At 61.1% G+C, this 22188-nt stretch carries 21 protein-coding genes; 7 read left to right on the top strand and 14 right to left on the bottom strand.

Features of this window, described 5'->3' with window-relative positions; translation table 11 throughout:
* From B3M53_RS05980 to dusB, 5 genes are all read right to left on the bottom strand, one after another.
* Nucleotides 1-323 (bottom strand): response regulator (locus B3M53_RS05980; protein WP_286799863.1); only part of this gene is annotated, 323 nt, incomplete at its 3' end.
* 5 nt (nt 324-328) lie between these two features.
* Nucleotides 329-2551: a sensor histidine kinase gene (locus B3M53_RS05975; RefSeq protein WP_273147045.1), complete on the bottom strand. Its 2223-nt coding sequence runs from the start codon at nt 2549-2551 to the stop codon at nt 329-331.
* A gap of 72 nt (nt 2552-2623) precedes the next feature.
* Complete coding sequence (locus B3M53_RS05970) at nt 2624-3895, bottom strand: response regulator (protein ID WP_286799862.1); 1272 nt, start codon at nt 3893-3895, stop codon at nt 2624-2626.
* Nucleotides 3895-4941 (bottom strand): two-component system sensor histidine kinase NtrB, encoded by a 1047-nt coding sequence (locus tag B3M53_RS05965; RefSeq protein WP_160091682.1) that lies wholly within the window; start codon nt 4939-4941, stop codon nt 3895-3897. The genes B3M53_RS05970 and B3M53_RS05965 overlap by 1 nt, the downstream gene beginning before the upstream one ends.
* The gene (gene dusB / locus B3M53_RS05960; protein ID WP_414690707.1) at nt 4938-5957 is read right to left on the bottom strand and encodes a tRNA dihydrouridine synthase DusB; all 1020 of its coding nucleotides are present in this window, start codon (nt 5955-5957) and stop codon (nt 4938-4940) included. Before dusB ends, B3M53_RS05965 begins: the two co-directional genes overlap by 4 nt.
* Nucleotides 5958-6131: 174 nt before the next feature.
* Between dusB and B3M53_RS05955 the strand changes: the two genes are divergently transcribed.
* From B3M53_RS05955 to B3M53_RS05945, 3 genes are all read left to right on the top strand, one after another.
* Entirely contained in the window at nt 6132-6335 is a 204-nt protein-coding gene (locus B3M53_RS05955; RefSeq protein WP_022699515.1) for a hypothetical protein, read from the top strand.
* A 136-nt stretch (nt 6336-6471) separates the two neighbouring features.
* Complete coding sequence (locus B3M53_RS05950) at nt 6472-7611, top strand: bifunctional 2-C-methyl-D-erythritol 4-phosphate cytidylyltransferase/2-C-methyl-D-erythritol 2,4-cyclodiphosphate synthase (RefSeq protein ID WP_286799859.1); 1140 nt, start codon at nt 6472-6474, stop codon at nt 7609-7611.
* Nucleotides 7608-8093: a CinA family protein gene (locus B3M53_RS05945; protein WP_286799857.1), complete on the top strand. Its 486-nt coding sequence runs from the start codon at nt 7608-7610 to the stop codon at nt 8091-8093. Before B3M53_RS05950 ends, B3M53_RS05945 begins: the two co-directional genes overlap by 4 nt.
* Here B3M53_RS05945 and B3M53_RS05940 read toward each other — a convergent pair.
* Both B3M53_RS05940 and lipA read right to left on the bottom strand, forming a co-directional pair.
* Nucleotides 8085-8603 (bottom strand): type II toxin-antitoxin system RatA family toxin, encoded by a 519-nt coding sequence (locus tag B3M53_RS05940; RefSeq protein ID WP_286799856.1) that lies wholly within the window; start codon nt 8601-8603, stop codon nt 8085-8087. The genes B3M53_RS05945 and B3M53_RS05940 overlap by 9 nt on opposite strands.
* Before the next feature lie 8 nt (nt 8604-8611).
* On the bottom strand, nt 8612-9595 hold the full coding sequence (gene lipA, locus B3M53_RS05935; RefSeq protein WP_286799855.1) for a lipoyl synthase: 984 nt from the start codon (nt 9593-9595) through the stop codon (nt 8612-8614).
* A 123-nt stretch (nt 9596-9718) separates the two neighbouring features.
* Between lipA and B3M53_RS05930 the strand changes: the two genes are divergently transcribed.
* The 3 genes from B3M53_RS05930 (at nt 9719) to B3M53_RS05920 (ending at nt 12477) form a co-directional block, all read left to right on the top strand.
* The gene (locus B3M53_RS05930) at nt 9719-10024 is read left to right on the top strand and encodes an autorepressor SdpR family transcription factor (RefSeq protein WP_286799854.1); all 306 of its coding nucleotides are present in this window, start codon (nt 9719-9721) and stop codon (nt 10022-10024) included.
* On the top strand, nt 10011-10610 hold the full coding sequence (locus B3M53_RS05925) for a hypothetical protein (protein ID WP_286799853.1): 600 nt from the start codon (nt 10011-10013) through the stop codon (nt 10608-10610). Before B3M53_RS05930 ends, B3M53_RS05925 begins: the two co-directional genes overlap by 14 nt.
* A 136-nt stretch (nt 10611-10746) precedes the next feature.
* Nucleotides 10747-12477 carry an alpha/beta hydrolase family protein gene (locus tag B3M53_RS05920; protein WP_286799852.1) on the top strand — a complete coding sequence of 577 codons (1731 nt, stop codon included), beginning with the start codon at nt 10747-10749 and terminating at the stop codon, nt 12475-12477.
* Here B3M53_RS05920 and B3M53_RS05915 read toward each other — a convergent pair.
* The 7 genes from B3M53_RS05915 to lpdA form a co-directional block, all read right to left on the bottom strand.
* Nucleotides 12474-12977, bottom strand: a complete 504-nt coding sequence (locus tag B3M53_RS05915) for a DUF6702 family protein (RefSeq protein WP_286799851.1) — start codon at nt 12975-12977, stop codon at nt 12474-12476. The two genes, B3M53_RS05920 and B3M53_RS05915, sit on opposite strands and share 4 nt — an antisense overlap.
* A 2-nt stretch (nt 12978-12979) precedes the next feature.
* Nucleotides 12980-15421, bottom strand: a complete 2442-nt coding sequence (locus B3M53_RS05910) for a M1 family metallopeptidase (RefSeq protein WP_286799848.1) — start codon at nt 15419-15421, stop codon at nt 12980-12982.
* Nucleotides 15422-15538: 117 nt separating this feature from the next.
* Entirely contained in the window at nt 15539-16792 is a 1254-nt protein-coding gene (locus B3M53_RS05905; protein ID WP_286799847.1) for a hypothetical protein, read from the bottom strand.
* Between the two features lie 13 nt (nt 16793-16805).
* A complete protein-coding gene (locus B3M53_RS05900) occupies nt 16806-17657 on the bottom strand; it encodes a hypothetical protein (protein WP_286799846.1) in 852 nt (283 codons plus the stop codon).
* Between the two features lie 226 nt (nt 17658-17883).
* Nucleotides 17884-18774, bottom strand: a complete 891-nt coding sequence (locus B3M53_RS05895) for a PD40 domain-containing protein (RefSeq protein WP_022699527.1) — start codon at nt 18772-18774, stop codon at nt 17884-17886.
* A gap of 147 nt (nt 18775-18921) precedes the next feature.
* On the bottom strand, nt 18922-19611 hold the full coding sequence (locus tag B3M53_RS05890) for a hypothetical protein (RefSeq protein WP_286799845.1): 690 nt from the start codon (nt 19609-19611) through the stop codon (nt 18922-18924).
* Nucleotides 19612-19705: 94 nt separating this feature from the next.
* Nucleotides 19706-21154, bottom strand: a complete 1449-nt coding sequence (gene lpdA / locus B3M53_RS05885; RefSeq protein WP_022699529.1) for a dihydrolipoyl dehydrogenase — start codon at nt 21152-21154, stop codon at nt 19706-19708.
* A 128-nt stretch (nt 21155-21282) separates the two neighbouring features.
* Between lpdA and B3M53_RS05880 the strand changes: the two genes are divergently transcribed.
* Nucleotides 21283-22188, top strand: coding sequence for a haloalkane dehalogenase (locus B3M53_RS05880; protein ID WP_286799843.1), 906 nt, complete (start codon nt 21283-21285; stop codon nt 22186-22188).

Below are 22188 nucleotides of genomic sequence, written 5' to 3'. Positions count from 1 at the left end.
TTAAAGGGCTTTTCGATAAAGTCGTAAGCCCCTTTTCGAATAGCGGCGACCGCCGTTTCGATCGTGCCATGCCCTGAGATCACAACGACGGGCAAGTCTGGCGCAACGCGTTTGATCTCCGCAAGCAGCTCGATCCCGTCCAACCGGCTGCCCTGAAGCCAGACATCCAGAACCGCCAAAGCCGGCTTGCGCCGCCGCACTGCCTCAAGCGCGGTATCGGAATCCCCGGCGTAACGCGGTTCATAGCCTTCATCTTCCAAAAGCCCGCCAATGAGCTCTCGAATATCGGCTTCATCATCAACAATCAGAATGTCGAGCGACATTGCGTTCAAGCCTCCGCCTGCGCTGGTGTGTCCAACGCGTCCGTATCGGGTTCAAGCAAGGGAAGTACCAACCGGACCACCGCGCCCCGCATCAGGTCGGGACGGTCATCCAGTTCGAGCCGCCCGCCATGGTCTTCCATGATGCGGCGGACGATCGCGAGACCAAGGCCTGTGCCCTTGGCGCGCGTGGTCATATAGGGCTCCGTCAGACGCGCCCGGTCATGTTCGGGCCAGCCCAGACCGTTATCGGTTATTTCGATTATCGCCTGACCAGTTTCCGAACCGATTGAAACAGCAATCTGTCCGCCCGCCTTCGAGCCGTCCTGCTCCATACGGGCCGAGACGCTTTCGGCGCCGTTCTTGAGCACATTGGCCAAAGCCTGCCCGATCAGCCGTGAATCGCATTCCACCGAAATCGGCCCGCCCTGCACCGTCAGCAGGACCTGAAGCTCAGGAGACGCGACGCGCTGAGCGAAGACGCAGGCATTGGCGACATCCACCAGATCCGCGACTTCCATCTTGGGCGCAGGCATACGGGCGAACGCGGAGAATTCATCCACCATGCGGCCAATATCGCTGACCTGACGCACAATGGTGTCAACGCATTTATCAAACGTCTCCAGGCCATCCTCATCAATCTGCTTGCGATACCGGCGCTTCAATCGCTCGGCGGACAGCTGGATCGGGGTCAGCGGATTTTTGATCTCATGCGCGATACGGCGCGCCACATCCCGCCAGGCAGCGCTCCGCTGCGCGGCGACAAGGCGCGACACATCGTCAAACGTAATCACTACGCCGCCATCATCGTCCTGCGCAGCCCGGACGCTGAGACTGACGGTGGGACCGCCCTCTTCCACCAGATCGATCTGACGCTCGGCGATTTCATCGGGCCGACGATGAACAGCTTGGAAAACCTCAGAGAATTCAGGCATGACCGTCTCGATCATATCCCCGACAAGTGCGCCAGGCTCACGCCCCAGAAGCTGCGCGGCGGACCGGTTGACCAGCGAGACGCGGCCATCAGGCTCCAGACCGATCACACCGGCGCTGACCCCTGTCAGCACGGCCTCGATGAACGCGCGACGGCGTTCTGATTCCGCATTGCTTTCCAAAAGCGCGCCGCGTTGACTCTCCAACTGCCGCGTCATCCGGTTGAAGGCCCGGCTCAGCGCTGCGATCTCGTCATTATCTCGCGCGACCTGAACGCGGGCGCTCAGCTCGCCGCGCCGCACCAGCTCGGCCGCCGCGACCAATCGACTGACGGGTGACACCACTTGCGCTGCTGCGCTCAAAGCAAGCCAGACTGCGCCCAGAAACACCAGCACCGCCGCCAGTGCATAGACGAAGAAGAAGCTGATCCGCATCTGCTGTTCGCTGGCGATCGCCTCGCGGAAAGACTGGGTGGCTTCCAGCGCTGCGCTCAACAGGCTGAAATCGACAAAGACCAGCGAATACAGATAGGCGTCTTCATATTCAGGCATGCGCAGCAAGACGCGCACATAATCTGGCCCGTCTTCGCGGCGCACCGGAGCCGAGGCGCTGATATCGCCTTCATTGGCGATGTCGAACAAGGATTGAGATGGCGCGGCGAAGCCCGGCGTCTCCGGAGCCTCGTCGCTGCGCGCCAGGATCGTCGCCTGACTGTCAATGACATAGAGCGCCGGCAGATTGCGCAGCCGAGCCTGGTTCGTCAGATAGCCACTATACAGAATACGCTGATCTTGCAGGGAATTGACGGCCTCTGGCGCGGCAAGGTCCTGGACGATCCCGCGCATGTGATCGCCTGTCTGGCTCAACGCCACTTGCGGCCATTCATTGCCGAGCTCCGCCGTCGTCTCCACCAGTGTGTTGACCCGCTCTGCAAACCAGAACTCCACGCCGCGATTGAGCACCAGCGCCTGAAACCCCGCCATCAGAACCGCCGGAACGACCGCCGCAACGGCGAACAGGGTGATGAAGCGCATTTGCAGACGGGGCGCGGCGGATGCGCCCCCTTGCGTGCCTCTGAGCTGCTGCATCACGCGCAGATAAACCGCGACGGCGAGCACGCCCAGCAATGCGGCCACCAACGCCATGAGCGTGATGAAGCCCCACCCGCCGGGACCGAACCGGCCCTCATGGAACACTGACAACAGGGCGAGCAGAACCACGCCCAGCGTCGCTACAACGAAGCCGAGTAAGAATAGCGTGGATTGTCGCCAAGCTGGATTGCCCGCAAACTTTGGCAAGTTGCGCGTCTCCTTGCGTCCCCTCAGAAACAGCTTGGCCCATATGTGACGGAAATTCAACGGGTGTGGCTTCTAGGTCTCATCGCCGTCTGACTGCAAAGCAGCCATACGCCTCGTCAGAGTGTTTCGGTTCAACCCCAGTAGCTTAGCAGCATCCTGCCGGACGCCGTTTGAGGATTCCAGCGCCGCAGCGAACAAGCCACGGTCGACAGCGATCTGGGCTTTCTCACCTATGCCGCTCTCTCCAAGCGCCAAAGCTGTTCCGAAGAATCGCGCTGCGGCCTCACTCAAATCCACCCCCGGATCACGACCGGAAAACTCATGGATGGCGGCTTCGATCTCCTCGACCGACAAGGGACCGCGCGCGCCCTGCATGCTCAGATGCAGGGCGACGCGCTTTAATCCCAGCACTTCACCCGGCCAGACCTGACTGTTGATAAAGGCCCGGACCGTCTCATCCATTTCGCGAGGCGTGGATTGCTCTGACAGGAAATGAGCGAACAGAAGCGCCCGGTCTTCCCCCCGATCACGCAGAGGCGGCAATTGGACGCGCCCGATCGCCAAATGAGACAACAGGACCGGTCTTAAATGCTCACCAATGTCCGGGGTCGCGGTCGCCAGAATGCGGGGACTATCCCCACGCGGAGTTTCCAGCGCCTCAAGAACCCAATCCTGGCAGTCCTCGTCCCAGCGCTCAGCGCGACGAAGGATCAAGGCGCCGCCAGCCGCTGTTTCAAGCAAGGCCGGCCCTTCGCGTCGCATCCGCGCCGGCCCCGCCTCTATGACAGGACCCGCAATACCGCTCTCAGCGATGAGAACCCGGGCGCTGTGCGCCCGGCCACTCCCCTCAGGCCCGGTAAACAATACCGGCGAGGAGGTCCGCGCAAGTCGTCCCAGGGCGCGAAACGCTTCCTGCATCGCAGATGAGCGGCCGACCAAGCCACCAAACCCCTGCGACGAAGCGACAGGGAGCACAGGGCCCACATCTTCAAGCGATCTCTTGATAATTGAGACCATCTCATTGAGATCAAATGGCTTTGGCAAATACTCGAAGACACCGGCCTTGCCGGCTTCGATCGCAGTGCGCGCCGTGGTCTGAGCACTCATGATGATGACGGGTATGTCGGGCCGCACACGGGTGACCTCGTCCAGACGGTCCAGAAAGCTCTCCCGCCCCAACAAAACGTCCGCAAGCAGCACATCGACTTCACGCCGCGCCAGTCGTTCAAGCGCCGCATCAGCGGATGCGGTGGCGCGCACTTCAAACCCGGCGCGCGACAACGCCTTGGCGATCACCAGCCGCAGGGATTCGTCATCTTCCAGTATCAGGACCCGGTGAGACATCAGCCGTCCTTACGCTCTACGGGCAGATAGAAGTGAAACTCTGTCCGCCCCGGACGAGTCTCAAACTCGACGCCGCCATTGAGAAGGTCCGCGACACGGCTGACAAGCGCCAGGCCCAGTCCTTCGCCCGCCGGTTTGCCGGTGACAAAAGGATTGAAGATCGCGTCTCGAAGCGCATCATCAACGCCCGGACCATCATCTTCAATGGCGATTTCAAGACGGGCGTCCGGCGCCGGACCACCCGGTCTGGGTTGACGATAGCGCGTATAGACTTTCACCCGACCGCCCCCCTGGCAGGCCGCTTCACCCGCATTGATCAGCAGATTGAGCACCGCCTGGGAAACAAGGTCGCGATCCGCCAGGGCATCGGGCAAAGAGGGATCAAAATACTCTAGCCAGACGACTTCCGGAGACGCGGACGCCCGAGCAGAACGAACAGCTTCGCGCACAAGAGCATGCAGATTGACCCGCCCCAGTCGCGGCGGCCCGATATCACCCACCCGGCTCCAGCGCTCTGCTATACGGCGCGCGCGATCAAGTTCGGTGATGATCAGGGTCGCCAATTCTCGGCTTTCCTCATCCTCGCTCTGGGCGATCAGCTGAGCAGCGCCTCGCGCGCCCGCCATCGGGTTTTTAAGCTCATGCGACAGCATCATTCCAAAGCCTGCCGCTGCGTTCGCCGCCACGTCGCTGCGGGCGCCGCCGCCAGATTCCGGCCAGGGCCTCAAACAGACGCACACGCCTGTTTCATCAGGAGAGACATCTACCGAAATGCGCAGAGCGCGATCCGCAACACCCACGGGCAAATCATGAGCGTACAGGGACCGGTTCTCGAGGAGCGACCGCCGCGCAAGCTCAGAAGACGCCCTACCGACTGGCCCCGCATCTTCAAGTGTTTTGCCAATCAGGCGTTTGCGCGATTGCCCGAACAGGATCTCAGCGCGCGCATTGGCGAAGACGATTTCGCCCGCTTCATCCAGCAACACCAACGCAATCGGCGCAGCCTCGGCGGCGCGTTCCGACAGGGAGGGCGCAGCGCCGCTCAAGCTGCGTTCGCCTGACGGCTCTGAACGAACGCCATCAGTTCAGATCGCGCCTCCGCTTCGCTTTTCGCCCGGCACAACCGACCTCGCCAGGCGCGTGCGTCATCGGGGTCAGACACCGCCCAATCCACAAAGCTCGCAAAATGCTTGCGCATGGTCCTCACGCCCAACGCTTCGCCATAAAGCGTCACGCTGTCTTGCAGAGCGTCAGACAGGGCTTGCGCCCCGGTTGCCAGGTCCGGCTCACCAAAGACGGCGCCGTCACACAACACGTCCGCAATCGCGCCAGGCAACCACGGACGCCCTTGAGAGGCGCGGCCGACCATGACGCCGTCAGCCCCCGATTGCTTCAGCGCCGCGCGCGCTTCATCAGGCGTGCTGATATCGCCATTGACGATCAAGGGGATGGAGATCGCGTCCTTCACAGACGCGACCGCGGCCCAATCGGCTTGATCCTTGTAAAACTGCTGACGCGTGCGGCCATGCACCGTCACCATTTTCACGCCGGCCTCTTGCGCACGCAAAGCCAGTTCGGGGGCGTTCAGGCTGTCATGATCCCAGCCCAGACGCATTTTCAGCGTCACGGGGACAGAGACCGCCTTCACCGTCGCCTCGATTAACGTCAGCGCATGGTCGAGATCACGCATCAGGGCTGAGCCGCTCAGCCCTCGCGTCACCTGACGCGCCGGACATCCCATATTGATGTCGATCACATCCGCGCCCGCCTCTTCCGCCAGGCGCGCGCCGACATCCATCCATTTCGCCTCGCGGCCTGCGAGCTGAATCACATGAGGACCGCAATCACCATCAGCACGCATGCGCCGGATCACGTCCTCACGACCTTGCGCGAGCGTTTCACACGCCACCATCTCGCTGACGACTAGGCCAGCGCCAAACTTGAAGGCCTGTTTGCGGATCGGCCAATCGGTCACGCCCGACATCGGCGCCAACAACACAGGCCGCTCGACGCGGATCGGTCCGATGTCAAAACCAGTCAGCAGAGGGTGAGTGCAAGTCATGTCCATGAGATACCGCGTCTCTCACCGGTCTTCCAGTGACACTGTGACTCGTAACTCTTGTGCAGGAGAATTCGGGCGCCTCCCGCACGCTGCGTTCTCCCTGGAAGGTTTTGACTCCCATTAAGTTCCCCCTACAGTTGTTTTTCTAATTCTCTTATCTCTCTGGAGGACACTATGAAATCTGTTCGCTTCATGCTGAGCGCCGCCGTGCTGGGCCTCGCCAGCCTGCTCGCCACTCCGGCCGCGCAGGCCTCGACTATTCCCGAAGACGCTGTGGTGCTGTCCTGCACCGAAGTCGCCGGCTTCTACAGCGTCAGGATTTTTCACAACGGCATTATCTATGACGTCTTCAGCGACACCTGCCCGCTAAATCCGTAAAACTCAGATTCTCGATCTGAGCCAGATACGCCCCGGCATTGGGTCCGGGGCGTATTCATGTGCACGGTCGCTGGACCTCATTGCCTGAATTGCCTATCGCTGACTTCAGAACAGTCAGAGGTCTAGCGAGCACCCCATGGGCTATAGCGCATGCATCGTCGCTGCCGGGCGCGGAACGCGCGCTGGCGCCGGGACGCCAAAACAGTTTCGCAATTTGGCGGGGCGCCCCGTGCTGTCCTACAGCATCAATCGGTTCGCCCAGGATCCAGCCTGCACGCAAATCATCATCGCACATGCGCCGGGTCAGGCCGAAGCGGTGCGCGCCTGCCTCAATAGCGCCGAGGCCGTCCTGGTCGAAGGCGGCGAGACGCGCACCCAATCGGTGCGCAACGCCCTCGCTCATGTGGCGCACGATCAGGTGCTGATCCATGACGCTGCGCGGCCGCTGGTGTCCGACGCCGTGATCGGCCGCTTGCGCGCCGCGCTTGACAGCGCACCTGGCGCCGCGCCCGCTCTGCCGGTGGCCGACGCTCTGGCGCGATCTGATGACGCTGGCGTTACGCCGGTCAGTCGGGAGGGCCTGTATCGCCTTCAAACGCCGCAAGCATTTCAAACCCAGCTTTTGCGCGAGGCTTTCCAGGCCGCTTCAACCGATTATCCTGATGAGGTCTCGCTGGCGCGCGCTAGCGGGCTTAATGTCATGCTGACCCAAGGTGAGGAACGCAATTTCAAAGTGACCTTCCCGGACGATTTTGAACGTGCTGAGCAAGCGTTGGCTGGCGGCGCATCGCCTGCCGCCCTCACCGTGACCGGCATGGGCTATGATGTGCACCGCATGGCGGCGGGCGATGGCGTACATCTGTGCGGGGTATTCATTGAGTGCCCCTACCGGCTGATCGGGCATTCGGACGCCGACGCTGGCCTTCACGCCATCACAGACGCTCTGCTGGGCGCGGCGGGGCTTGGCGATATCGGCGACCACTTCCCGCCCAGTGATGACCAATGGAAAGGTGCGGATTCTGCGATGTTTCTCGCGCATGCCGCCAAGATCGCCGCAGAGGCTGGAGCGCGCGCGGTCCATGTGGATGTCACGCTGATATGCGAACGCCCCAAGATCGGCCCGCACAAAGCCGCCATGAAATCCCGCGTCGCCGAGATTCTGGACCTTGATCCCAGGCGAGTGAACATCAAGGCGACCACCACAGAAAAGCTCGGCTTCACCGGTCGCGGCGAAGGGCTGGCGGCGGAAGCGATTGTGACGGCGGTGCTGTCATGAGCCCGGCGCACAGCTACGCAGAACAGGTCATTGAACGGGCGAAGGCGCGCGGCGTCATGATCGCGACAGCGGAATCGTGCACGGGCGGGCTGATCGCGGGCGAATTGACCGGCATTCCGGGCTCGTCGGCGGTCGTGGACCGAGGCTTTGTGACTTATTCCAACGACGCCAAGATGGAGATGCTGGGCGTGTCGCCAGACACCATCGAGACCCATGGCGCCGTCTCAGCTGAAACGGCCAGGGCCATGGCCGAAGGCGCACTGGCCCACAGTCGGGCGGGTCTCACGGTGTCTGTGACGGGAATCGCCGGGCCAGGAGGCGGCAGCGCGGACAAACCTGTGGGACTGGTCTGGTTTGGCTGCGCACAAACAGGAAAACCCACGCTGACTCTAAGCCGCCGCTATGGCGATGTGGGACGCGATCGGGTGCGCGCGCTCACGGTTGAAGAGGCGCTGAAGCTCTTGTTGAACAGCCTAGGCTGAGGCTTCCGGCGTCGGAATACGCTTGAGCGCTTCAGTGTAATCGAGATCAGGTTCGCCGACCGGTTCAAACCGTTTGGCCGCTTCAGCCTCAAAGGCGCCGATCAGATACCGGATCGCCCGCGTCCGACTGCCATCGAGCAGCATTTGCAGGACCGGGTTCTTGAACCCGTAGCGGATCCAGAAATCAACAAGCGTCGAGCCGTCCTCAAGACGGTGAAAGCGCCAACGATTGGCCAGCTCGTGGAACGGGCCTGACAGATAGGTCACGTCAATGGCGAGCGACGGCGCGTCGAGCGTCACCCGGGTGGTGAAGCCTTCACGGACAAACTTGTAGCGGACGCGCGCTTCCGCATCGAGTTCCCCCACTCCATCAACCACCGCATCGCGAGTCACGCGCATGGCGGTGATCAGTTTGATGAAATCGGGATAGCGACGCACATCGCCGACCAGCTCAAAGAGATCTTCAGGCCGGTAGCGCAAGCGCATCCGTTCTACATGCTCGGCGCTCATGGAACTCTCTAGAGGGTTTTGCCGGACGCCAGCGCAGCCTCGCGGGCGGCGCGCATGCGCTCGAAATCATCCCCGGCATGATAGCTCGACCGGGTGAGCGGGCTGGCGGACACCATCAAGAACCCTTTGGCGCGGGCGATGGTCTCATAGCTTTTGAATTCTTCCGGGGTGACATAGCGGTCCACCGCGGCGTGCTTGCGGGTCGGCTGCAGATACTGGCCTATGGTCAGGAAATCGATGCCGGCGGAGCGCATATCGTCCATCACCTGCATCACTTCTTCCTTGGTCTCACCCAGGCCGACCATGATGCCGGACTTGGTGAACTGGCTGGGGTCGCGTTCTTTCACGCGCTCCAGCAAGCGCAGCGAATGGTAATAGCGCGCGCCCGGACGAATGCCGAGATAGAGCCGCGGCACGGTCTCCAGATTGTGGTTGAACACGTCCGGACGCGCATCGATGACGACTTCCGCCGCCCCCGGCTTGCGCAGGAAGTCCGGCGTCAGAATTTCAATGGTCGTACCCGGCGCGGCTTCCCGGATCGCCCGGATGACCTGGGCGAAATGTTCAGCCCCGCCATCGGCGAGGTCATCACGGTCCACCGAGGTGATGACGACGTGCTTGAGCTCCATGGTCGCCGTGGCGTGGGCGACCCGGCGCGGCTCATCGGCATCCAGCGCGTCAGGCAGGCCGGTCTTCACGTTGCAGAAGCTGCAAGCGCGGGTGCAGGTCTCGCCCATGATCATGAAGGTGGCGTGTTTTTGCGACCAGCATTCGCCGATATTGGGGCAACCCGCCTCTTCACACACGGTGACGAGATTGTTCTCCTTCACCACATTGCGCGTTTCGGAAAACACGCCGCCCGTCGGGGCCTTCACGCGAATCCAGTCCGGCTTTCGCAGCACCGGCGTATCGGGGCGCTTTTGCTTTTCCGGGTGACGCGCGGCGCGAGCGTCGGGCGTGGCGGAGCGGGGGGATGAGATCAGGTTGACCATACGCCCCAGATAAGCCCCCCGGCCCTTTCCATCAAGTTCACAAACAGCGCTCATATCGGTCATTTAGACGAATGACGAATTATTAGCTTGCATTCGTTTCGACGATTAGCTAATCGTCTATTCATGAGCAACGTATTCAAAGCCCTCTCTGACCCTACACGACGCCGGGTTCTGGAACTGCTGCGCGAACGCCCGATGACGGCGGGAGAGCTGGCGGCAGAATTCGACGTCTCCAAACCCACCATGTCCGCGCACTTCTCAGTCCTGAAGGACGCGGATCTGGTGGACGCTACAAAAACAGGAAAAACCGTCACTTACCGCATCAAGCTCAGCGTTCTTGAAGACGCGCTTCTTGGGTTCGCCAAGACTTTCGGCCTGGGCGACGGCTCCCCTACAGATCTAAAGGACCAAAACAATGGCGCAGACTAAAGCTCCGTTCTTTTCCACAGCCGCCATTTTGGCCTTGGCCTTTCCGCTGGCTGGCGTCCTGGCCGTGCGCGAGCCCGATGAGGGCTGGATGTTCATTCTGGGCGCGATTTTCCTGCCGGTCGCCTGGCTGCTCGTGGAGACCCTCAAATTCAGCAATCAGGAAAACAAACCTTCCGAAGAAGACCGCGTCACGTTGCGGAAATCGATTCGCTCCGCTGGGATCCTGATCCTGATCCCCATGGGTTTGACGGTGGTGTTCACCTCCGGATTCACCTGGATCACCGACGCTTGGGAAATCCGCATTCTGGGCAGCGCCTTTGGCATCGCCATGATCGTCATCGCCAACGCAATCCCGAAACGCCCGACCTCTTTGAGCCCGGGCAGCGCCTCCCAGGCCCAGCGACAGGCCATCGCCCGGTTTTCCGGTCTGGTTTTGATGATCACCGGCGCGCTCTACATCCTCGCCGCCTTCATCACGCCACAGGATTATTCAGCGATCGCACTCACCGCGATCGCCGTGTGCGGCTCCCTTCTCGTGGTGGCCCGATGCCTCATGGTCATGCTCGGCGCAAAAACCCAAGCCTGACATTCCTCTGACAACCGGAGCGCCTGAAGCGCTCCGGTTGTCCTTCCCCTGACCCTGTCACATCTCAACAGCGCACTCTGCCGCTGAACAGGAGAGCTGTGTCCGGGTCACAAGAGCCAACAGAAAGAAGCACTCCATGGCCCAACGACACTCCTCCCTGTTCACGATACTGACCGGCGGATTTCTGATCCTGCTGGTCACCGGTCTCGCCTCGGCGCAATCTGTCGCGGATCGATCGGGCGACTGGCTAGCGACTTTGGAAACACCGGGCGGTGACATGCGCCTGCAGGTCACGGTCACGATAGATGAAGACGGCGAGCAGACGGCGGTTCTGGAAAGCCTCGATCAGGCTCCGGGCCAACTCATTCCGATCAGCAGCGTGGCGATCTCCCTGGATCGCTTTGAGTTTTCCATCGCCGCGATCGGCGCCCGGTTCGAAGGCGAATGGAACGACTCCGAAGGCAGTTATGACGGCGTCTTCAGCCAGGGCATGCAGATCCCCACAAGCTTTGCGCGCCCGACCGAAGACACCGCGATCTTCATCGACGGCCTGGATGGAGTTTGGGAAGGTCAGCTGATCCGAAACGACACCGAGCTGGAGTTCGCGCTGAACATTCAGACCGGCGAGGACGGCACCCGCGTCACGCTCGATTCCATCTCCCAGGCCGCCTACGACATCCCGGTCCGCAATTTGAGCCGCTCCGGGGATGCGGTGTCATTTCAAGTGCCCGCCGCCAATGTGACCTATCAAGGTCAGGTGAATGGCGACACGCTGAGCGGAGACTGGATGCGTCCCGGTTTTGATACTGTCACGGTGACATTCGAGCGCGTATCCGAGACGGTCGAAGCTCCCAATCGCCCACAAACGCCGCAAGCGCCCTTTCCGTACACCATCGAGGAGGTCCGCATCGACAATCCTAACGCCGAGGGCGTGACGCTGGCGGGCAGCCTGACCGTGCCCGAAGGCGAAGGCCCGTTTCCGGGCGTGGTGCTGATTTCGGGGTCTGGCCCGCAAGACCGTGACGAGACCGTATGGACTCACCAGCCCTTCGCGGTTCTGGCCGATCATCTGACCCGGCAGGGCATTGCAGTGTTGCGATATGACGACCGGGGGTTTGCAGACTCGACCGGCGATTTCGCCAGCGCGACCTCATACGATTTCGCCTCTGACGCCGCCGCTGTTGCGGAGTGGATGCGCAATCATCCCATGATAAACGCCGTCGGCCTTGCCGGGCACAGCGAGGGCGGCCTGATCGCACCGATCGTCGCGGCCGAGCACAGCGACACCGCCTTCATTATCTTGTTGGCGGGGCCCGGCACGCCGGGGCATCGCTTCATCATTGACCAGATCGTGGCGAACTCCGACGCATTGGATGTTGATCCCGCCGAAACCCGAGAGCGCGTCGCCGTCATGGAGACGCTGGTGGACGCGGTGCGTCATGCGCGCGACCGGGAAAGCGCCGAAGCGGCGCTGGACGGTCTCCTGACGGAAGAGACCCTCGCCATACTGCAAGTGCCGGCCGATCAGAAAACGATCCTCATCAATTCCATGCGACGGGACTGGTATCGCGCCCTGGTGAACTATGATCCTGCGGACTGGTTCGCGCAGATGGACCAGCCTGTTCTGGCGCTGCAAGGCACGCTGGACCTGCAGATCGTCGCCGAACCCAATGTGGCGGGACTGGACGCCTTGCTTGCTGACAAGCCCGATGCGCAAATCGTCGTGCTGGAGGGGCGCAACCATCTGTTCCAGAACGCCCAGACGGGCCTCATGACCGAATATGCGCAGATTGAGGAAACCTTTGATCCCGAAGTCATGGCGCTGATCGCCAACTGGATCAATGAACGCTTCGGCGCAGAACGCTAGAAACGCGCGCGCCCCGGCGCACGAGAGTCCGGTCCCTGGGTCAGGGACTGGACATCCTCGCCCAGCCGGACATTCGTCAGATTGGACTGACTGGGTAGGAAATCTACCAGCAAGCGGTTGTCGATGATCACGGAGTCACCAGGCTCAGGCGCGTCTCCGACAAAATAGAAGAAGGTGAACTCGCCATCAGGCTCGGCGCCCACATATCGTAGCGGCGCCGGCCCCTCGCCTTCCACACGCATTGAGAACCGAGCGGCCGCATACGCGCCCAAGCGCAACAAGCCCTCGCGGGTCTCGTACAACTCGGCGTCGTCAATGGCGTTGAACCCGATCGCGGGGTGCAGGTCGTGGGTGTAGAGCCGGTGCACGACCTCAAGCTCGCCCGTGGTCGCATTGACTGAAATATCCGTGAGCCCGGCATGAAGCCGATGGGCGTAAGCGGAGCTGGCCGCTGCGCAAAGCGCAACGGCCAACACCAGCGTCCGGATGACGGAACCCATGCTTACTGATCCCGGGTCTGGATGCTGTCGCGTTCAACGCGCAGATCCATATCATCCATCAGTGAGGACGGGCTGGAAGTGTTGCGATACACCTCGAGACGGTTGGGCTGGATTTGCGGCGGATAATAGTTATCCGTGCGATCCGCGTCCGCGGTTTCAAGATGCGGGTCCAGCTCCACGGACACGACCTGTTTGTCAGTGATGTAGCGCCAGATCGCGGAGTCGGGATTGAAACGCCAGATCTCGGCCGGAATACGCACTTCGTCCGTGGTCCCGTCAGCAAAGCTGAACTCCAGAATGACCGGCATCACCACGCCGCCCTGGTTTTCCAGATTCACAAAGTAGACGTAGCCGTCATAATCAAGCGCCGCAGCTTCATGCTCGGGCAGATCGCCATCGCGCAGGCCCTCATACGCTTCACGCTGACGATTGGTGACCACATGAGGGTCATTGGCGGAGTAGAAATCCTGAACTTCAGGGTTCTCGTTCTCGTAGAAGGCCAGACCCTCTTCGATATTGTTCTGCAACGTCGTGGAATTTGACGTGTCCGCGTCCCGCTGGCGATCAAGCGGGTTCTCGATCTCCGGGTCTTCGGTGTTCACCGTGCCTTCGGTCACGCTGGTGATCGCGATGTCCACATGGTCGGTGGAGTAGAACCAGCCACGCCAGAACCAGTCGAGATCCACGCCCGAGCTTTCCTCCATGGTGCGGAAGAAGTCATACGGGGTCGGCCGTTTGAAACGCCAGCGCTCGGAGTATTCGCGAAAGGCGCGATCAAACAGTTCGCGGCCCAGCACCGTCTCGCGCAGCACCACCAGAGCGGTCGCCGGCTTGCCATAGGCGTTGTTGCCGAATTGCGGGATGGAATCGGATTGGGTCATGATCGGCACCTGATTGGTGGAGACCATGTAGTCGGCGATCAGATCCGGGTCGCCGCGGCGCACAGGATAATCTTCAGACCAGCGACGCTCGGCCTGGAACTGCAGGAAGGTGTTCAGTCCCTCATCCATCCAGGTCCATTGGCGCTCATCGGAGTTCACCGTCATCGGGAAGTAGATGTGCCCGATCTCGTGGATGATCACGCCGATCAGGCCGTGCTTGGCGCGGCGTGAATAGGTCAGCTCGCCATCTTCGCCGATCACCGGGCGGCCATAGCTGGCGCCGTTGAAGGTGATCATCGGGTATTCCATGCCGCCCTGCGGACCGGAAATCGACTGCGCAGTCGGGTACGGATAGGGGAAGGAGAACTCGTTATAGACGTCGATCGTGTGCTCGATGGCGCGGGTGGAGTATGTCGACCACAGCGGCTCGGCTTCATTGGGATAAAAGCTCATCGCCATGACGCGATCCGGCGCCTGACCGCCGCCGTCCTGCTCGACGCCCACCGCATCCCAGATGAACTTGCGCGAGGTCGCCCAGGCGAAGTCACGGACATTCTCGGCCGAGAACTCCCAGGTCGTGGTGGAGCGGGTGCCGCGCCGCTCATTGGCGCGCGCTTCATCCGGCGTAATGATGAACACCGGCTCGTCCGCGGTCGCGGCCTCTTCCAGTCGTTCGCGCTGGGCTTCGGTCAGAACGGCGTCAGCGTTTTGCAACTCGCCGGTCGCGGCGACCACGAAATCCTGCGGCACGGTGATGGCGACGTCATAATCGCCAAATTCCAGGGTGAACTCACCCCGACCCAGGAAGGCTTTATTGTGCCAGCCTTCGTAATCTGAGAATGCGGCGGCGCGCGGGAACCATTGCGCCATCTGATAGATGCAGTCGCCGCCCTCGCCTTCTTCGTCAAAGCATTCCCAGCCTGACCGACCGCCGATGACAGCGGTTTCGATCAGCACATGATCCCACTCAATGGTGAAGGTGACCGAATCGCCGGTTTCCAGGGTCTCAGGCAGATCAATCCGCATCAGCGTGTCGACGACGGTGTAATCAAGCGCAGAGCCGTCTTCCAGCGTCACACCATTGATGTTGAAGCCGAGACCGTCCTCAGCCAGACGCTGCGCACGGTTGAGCGTCCGGGCGGAAACGCCGTCGACGGACGCTGCTGCGCCCGTGCGCGAATTGGCGCGGCTGGCGCCGCCCACGGTTTCCGTCATCACAGCAATGGAATCCGGACGGAAGCGATTCTGGTCCATCAGGAACCACAGATAATCGAGCGTATCGGGCGCATTGTTGGTGTAAGTGACCGTCGCCGAACCCGTCAGAACTTTCGAGTTCTCGTCAAAGGCCACGTCGATGTCATAGTCCACCTGCTGCTGCCAGTAATCCGGCCCCGGCGCGCCCGTGGCGCGGCGTTCGCGATTAGGCGTGGGCCAATCCTCATCCTCAAGCTGGCGAAAGGCGTCCCGCCAGTTATTTGTGGTCTGACGAATGGGATCGGCGAAACTGGGCGCACTGATCACCAGTGCTGCGCCAGCCGCCAGGGCGACTTTGAACAAGGACATGAGCGCTCCCCTGATTGAAGCAAGCGTGCGGCTCTGTGACCGCTTACGAACAAAAAAATCCCGGCCAACCTACAAGGTCAGCCGGGATCGTAACAGGGTAACGCTGTACTTAATTCATTACACAGCGTCCATGTTGGGCGTTGGTTTCGTCCTTGAGAACAAGGCGATGGTCCAGGCCCCCAAGCCGATGCAGAAAACGATCATGCTGATCAGCCAGCCAATGAACGGGATCACGGAGATCAGGCCGATCACCAGGAGAGCCACCAGCATGGATCCCGCCCGCAAGCCGAAGCCCGCAGGTTCGCCCGTCCGGTTCATCACCAGATCACCGATGACCACACCGCCAAACACGTAGGACAGGAAGAGCACGATCGGCAGCGCAAAGATCAGCAGGAAAGCCAGCGGAATACCGATCACAGTGGCCAGCAGCAACACGAACAGCGTGATGGTCAGGATGGGCAGCACCGCAAGAACGACGAGGCCCAACAGTCCGGACACCCAGGGCTTGCGACGGAACGCACTCGCGACACCGGCCACGCCTTTCGGGCTCGCCAGAGACACAAGCAGACCCAGCAGGAAGGCGCTGGCGGTGAACACGCCGCCAATCGCCCACGGGCTGGGCGCGAACCCGAAATCCTCAATGCTGAAGTTCACATCGGGATGGTTGAAATCGGACTCGTCGTCAAAGTCATATTCCTGGTAGTCCAGCTCGCCGATTTGCGCACCCTCCGCCACTTGCGGCGGCTTGGGCGAGCGTACGGTGACAGGTCCGGTGATCACAGCGCTGCTCTCAAACACAACGTCGCGCGCGCGTATATCCAGCGGCCCCTCGATCGTGCCCGAAATCACAACATCGCGCGCATGAATTTCGACGGCCTGGACCAGACGACCTTCCATGTAGAGCTCGCGTGCGCCGATCTCGGTTTCACCGGAGACCACAGCATCCGGGGTCAGGATGATGGTTGAGCCAGCAAGGGACGCATTGCCCGCCACTGTGCCGTTCAGCGTCAAGTCAGCGCCAGCAGCTTCAAGATCATCAAACAGGTCGGCGCCGACACGAATATCTGCGCCCGCCAGCCCGACTTCGCCCTGGATGGTTCCGTCCAGTTCGATATCTGCAGCCACGATCTGAACCTCGCCATCCACGGTGACGTTCATCCGAACATCCGCCGCAAACACCGTCAGATCGCCGCCGATACGCCCTTCCCCGACCACATCGGCAGCCAGAACGAGCACATCGTCGTTTTCATCCAGCGAGAGATTGAGATCCCCGCCGATATATTGGCCCGCATGAGCCGCACCGCTCGCCGCGCCGCACAAAAAGCCGGCGACCAGCAGGGAATGCAAATGTCTTTTCAGAGACTTGATCATCAAACCTCTCCTTTTACGAGTTGCGTTCGCAACGCTGGCCATTGCGGGCCGTGAAACTGATGTCATTCGCCTGAGCGCCTTGAAGCACTTCAGGCGGCGCATCCGCCATGATGGTCAGCGGGCCATTCACCTGCCCCCGCACGACCACACGGCGCGCACAGATCGAACCGCCGACAGAGCGGCCGTTCAGCTCGACCAGACCGTCTTCTGGGTCCAGCCGCCCTCGCCCCGGGTCCACATTCAGAACCATGGGCGCGTTCAGATCGCCATTGATCCAGACAGACCGGGCGCTCAGATCCAGACGCCCATCAATGACGCCGTCCTGTTCAAAGTCGGCGACATTGGCGCGCACATCACCCTGAACATGACTGTCGCGATCCAGTTCCAGATCCGCTGCTGAAACTTCGATATCAGCAAAAGAGCCGGACAGATGCGCATCCGCGACCTGTGCAAACAGACGTCCGTCCAGGCGGCCGTCAAAGTCCAGATCCGCAGCCCGGATTTCCGCGCCTCCGCCTATGCTGCCGCGCCAGGCGACATCGGATGCGGTGAGCGTCACCGGTCCGTCCACATCACCCGTGAAGGCGATGTCGGCCGCCGTGATCGCCACAGCGCCGGCGTGAAAATCGCGTGCGATGAAATCGGCTGCACTGACCCGCAGCCGGCCTGAGACTTCTCCGGACACGCGCACATCGGCGCCCGCCAGTCGAAAATCACCAGGCTCATCCAGAACCGCTGTAAAATCCCCGCCCCTGAGACTGCTGTCGCTGCTCGAGGCGTAAGCCGGCGTTCCGATCGTTACATCTATGCAGCCGGTCAACGCCAGGACGCTGGCGACGGCTGTGGTGAGAAGGAGACGTGTCATTTCGGGTTCCCCGATTTTTCTTATATGACCAACCTTATCGAAACTCGATATCATATCGAAACTCGATAAGGAAGCGAAATTTTTCGAAAAACGATAAATATTTTCATTTCTCGGGCCCAATTTGCTCAAGTCACAAAGAAGGCGGCCCGTGAAACGGACCGCCTTTATGGGTGCTCTCAGGCTGTGTTGAGGCGTGCGCCATACAAGCGCCGCATGGCCTCCCCGATCAGTCAGGGCGAAGCGTGTCGAGAATTTGTGCGTCCACCCAATAGATATCGACATCAGGCAGGCCGTCCCCGTCAGCAGAACCAATCAACCTGTGAAAGAAGAGATACCGGCCATCCGGGGTGACGCTCGCAGAAGCCTCCCAAGCGGGCGTATTGATCGCTTCGCCCAGATTGATCGCCGGCCCCCAGTCCCCGTCCGCCTGCCGGAAACTGATATAGATGTCCGAGTCGCCAAATCCGCTCGGCCTGCGGCCATCCCATAAAATGTAGGACTCATCAGGCGCGATGAAGGGGTGAGCGTTGAAAGTTCCCGTATTGATCGCAGCGTTGAAAGGTCTGGGCGCTTCGCGAACGCCCTCAACCAGCCGTGAATACCTCAGCACGCCATCCCCGTCCGCGGAGCCGATTTCGTCAAACACATAGGTTCCGGCGGATGACGTCGTGAGACGCATGATCTGGAAGTCATCGAACGGCTGCCCCAGCGAGTATATCTCCGACCATCCAGCATCTGTGCGCTCCATATAGCGCCCGCCCAGATGCAGCGTGTCTCCATCAGGAGCGACGAAAGGCTGACCGACCCGAGGCGACAGCACCGTCTCGCGCCAGTCGGCATCCTCATATTTGAAAACGACGAAGTCCTGGGCGCTGCTCTCATCTCTGCCGCGGATGAAGTAGAAGGCGTCCATATCCGGTGAGAAAACGCCGCCATATTCATAGCCAGGAGACGACACCAGGCCGGGGGCGAAGGGTTCCGGGGTCAGACCGGGCGGCGGCTGGTCCAGATAGGGAGCCAGGGAAGGAGGTTGTGCTATGGCGGATCCAGCCTGTCCGGCAGCGCCAAACCCCGCCACCAGCACAAGATACAAAACGCCCGTCCGTACGATCTTCATGCCCTGCTCCGCTGTTGTCTGACATGCATGAGTTTTAAGCGCCGCAGGTTTAGCGGATCGAGTGAACTCTATGTGAGATTACAGACGCCGAGCACAAAAAGGGCGGTCAGGTGACTGACCGCCCTTCACATGTCTCAGCTAAAGCTGTCAGAGCGAGTCGCAACGCTCGCCATTGCGCGGCTCGAACTCGACCATGTCAGGTGACAGGCCGGCCGGCAGATCGGGCGCCGCATCAGCGCGAACCCGCAGGACCCCGCCCAAGGTGGCGCCGCGTTCAAAGATGACCTCATGCGCGCAGACATCACCGCCGACCGCCAGATGCCCCTCAATCACCAGGCGTGACTGGTCCTGACGTTCACGACCCAGGAAATTCCGATCACGGCCCTGACCGGCGAAGCGAACTGGCGCAGCATGATCACCCTCAAGGTTCAAAGCGCCAGCATTGGCCGTCAGCTCAGAGGCGTACCGCCCTTGCAAGCGCGCATTGCCGGCGTTCACTTCAACAGGCCCCAGATAAACGCCATCCAGTTGCGCCGATCCGGCATTGATCTCACTGGCGCCGGCAACCTGACCGTCCACTTCGACGCTGGCGCCATTGGCTTCCAGATCGCCGCCAATATCAGCGCGCACATCCACGGAAGCGCCATTCATTTCGACCCAACCGCCGACGCGGCCTTCCAGCGTGACCGCGGCGCCGTTCATCGCCACATTGCCATTGGTGTCAACCGTGCGGCGGCCCGCCAGGCCGTCAAATGTGGTGGTGGGGCCGTCAGACGCCTGGACGCACCCTGCCAAAAGCACTGATCCCAAGAGGGCGCTCACACTCGTCCGTACCATGTCTGCTATCCCAGAGTTGAAGTTCGCCCCGATTGGGGAGACTTGAAAGGAAGATGCAGGCTGCACGCAATCTGGATGCAGGGCGACTTAACTTTTAGCTATTGAGCGTGCGTCCATACGCGTCGAGCACGCTTTCCTTCATCATCTCGCTGAGCGTGGGATGCGGGAAGATGGTGTGCATCAACTCTTCTTCCGTGGTCTCAAGCCCCATGGCGACCACGAAGCCCTGGATCAGCTCGGTCACTTCCGCGCCCACCATATGCGCGCCCAAAAGCTCGCCGGTTGTCTTGTCAAAAATGGTTTTGACCAGGCCGTTGTCTTCGCCAAGCGCGATCGCCTTGCCATTGGCCGCGAAGTTGAAACGGCCGACCCGAATGTCGTAACCGGCCTCTTTCGCCTTGGCTTCTGTCAGCCCCACCGACGCCACTTGCGGGTTGCAATAGGTGCAGCCGGGCACCTTCAGCGTGTCCATCGGATGGACGTTCTCGAGACCGGCGATCTTCTCGACGCAGATGACGCCCTCGTGCTCGGCCTTGTGCGCCAGCATGGGCGGGCCGGCCACATCCCCGATGGCGTAAAGCCCGTCCACATTGGTGCGACCATAGCCGTCAATCACCACGCAGCCGCGCTCGGTCTTCACGCCCAGATCTTCCAGGCCGAGACTCTCGATATTGCCCTGAACACCCACCGCCGAGATCAGGCGATCCGCCTTGATCTCTTGGGTCTTGCCGTCAGACGTCTCCACATGAGCGGTCACAGCGTCTGAATGCTTGTCGACTTTCGTGACCTTCGCCTCAGTGATGATGTTGAGCCCACGCTTTTCCAGCGCCTTGCGCGCGATCTTGGAAATCTCCGCGTCTTCTACGGGCATGATCCGGTCCATCAGCTCGACGACCGTCACATCCACGCCCATGGACAGATAGAAGCTGGCGAACTCGATGCCGATCGCGCCTGAGCCCATCACCACCAGGGATTTCGGGAGTTTTTTCGGCTTCATCGCCTCAAAATACGTCCAGATCAGCTCGCCATCCGGCTCGATTCCCGGCAGAGCCCGCGGGCGGGCGCCCGTGGCGATCAGGATGTGCTTGGCGGTATAGCTCCCCTCGCCCAGCGTGTTCTTGGGCTGGGGGTGCTGGGGCTCGACGGCGGGCTTTGAGGGTTTGGAGACCTTGATCTCGCCTGGCTTGGTCAGCGTCGCCTCGCCCCAGATGACGCTGATCTTGTTCTTCTTCATCAGCATGCCGACGCCGCCATTGAGACGCGCCGAGACCTTGCGGGAACGATCGACCACGGCATCCACATCGGGCTTCATCTCGCCATCCAGCACCAGGCCATAGGATTTGGCGTGATTGGCGTGATCCAGGATTTCCGCCGAGCGCAGCAAGGCTTTCGTCGGGATGCAGCCCCAGTTCAGACAGATGCCGCCCAGATGCTCGCGCTCGACAATCGCGGTCTTCAGCCCCAGCTGCGCGGCCCGGATCGCGGCCACATACCCGCCCGGCCCGGAGCCGACGACGATGACATCAAAGCTGTTTTCCGACATGGGGTTCTCCGCGAATGATGGATACCCCCTCTTACTCCGCCGCGCAGCCCGACGCCACCGCCAGAGGGCGCCCTTCCCATGAAAAGGCCGTCAGTCCATGCTGATCAGAAAAACGGGAGGAACCATCCATGACCATCAGAGCCATCCGCACGCCCGATACCTGGTTTGAAACCCTGCCAGACTACGACTACACGCCGCACTATGTTGACGATCTGCCCGGTTATGTGGGCTTGCGCATGGCCTATGTAGATGAGGGCCCCAAATCCGGCGCGCCCGTGTTTCTCTGCCTGCATGGGGAACCCAGCTGGGGCTATCTGTATCGAAAGATGGCTCCGGTCTTCCTAGCTGCTGGCGCGCGCGTAATCATTCCAGACCTGTTTGGCTTTGGACGGTCCGACAAGCCGGTGGACGATGAGGTCTACACCTTCCACTGGCATCGCAACGCCCTGAAAGCGTTTCTGGATCGGATGGATCTCACCGATATCTGTCTGGTCTGTCAGGATTGGGGCGGACTATTGGGGCTGACCCTGCCGATGGATTATCCTGACCGTTTCAGCCGGCTTCTGGTGATGAATACCGCGCTCGGCGTCGGCAAAGGCGCCAGTGAGGGTTTTATCGCTTGGCGTGATTTCATGGCGAACACTCCTGATCTGGATTTGGCGGGACTTATGCAGCGCGCTACGCCGATCCTGACTGATGCGGAAGCCAAGGCCTATGCCGCCCCCTTCCCCGATGCGACCTACAAGGCCGGCGTTCGTCGTTTTCCCGCCCTTGTGCCGATCAGCCCGGACATGGAGGGCGTTCAGACCAGCCAGCAAGCATTGCGGTTCTGGTCAGAGGACTGGACCGGCGACAGCTTCATGGCGGTGGGCATGCAGGATCCAGTGCTCGGACCGGACACCATGGCTTGGCTCAGAAGCGTCATCAAAAACTGCCCCAAACCGCTGGAAATCGCTGAAGGCGGCCATTTTGTCCAGGAATGGGGCGAGCCCATCGCCCAAGCGGCTCTCAAACACTTTGGCCTGACGGATTAA

Source organism: Oceanicaulis sp. UBA2681 (genome assembly GCF_002354675.1).
Classification (GTDB): domain Bacteria; phylum Pseudomonadota; class Alphaproteobacteria; order Caulobacterales; family Maricaulaceae; genus Oceanicaulis; species Oceanicaulis alexandrii.
Note: the sequence above shows the minus strand (reverse complement) of the source record. Positions and strands in the feature narration are given on the sequence as shown.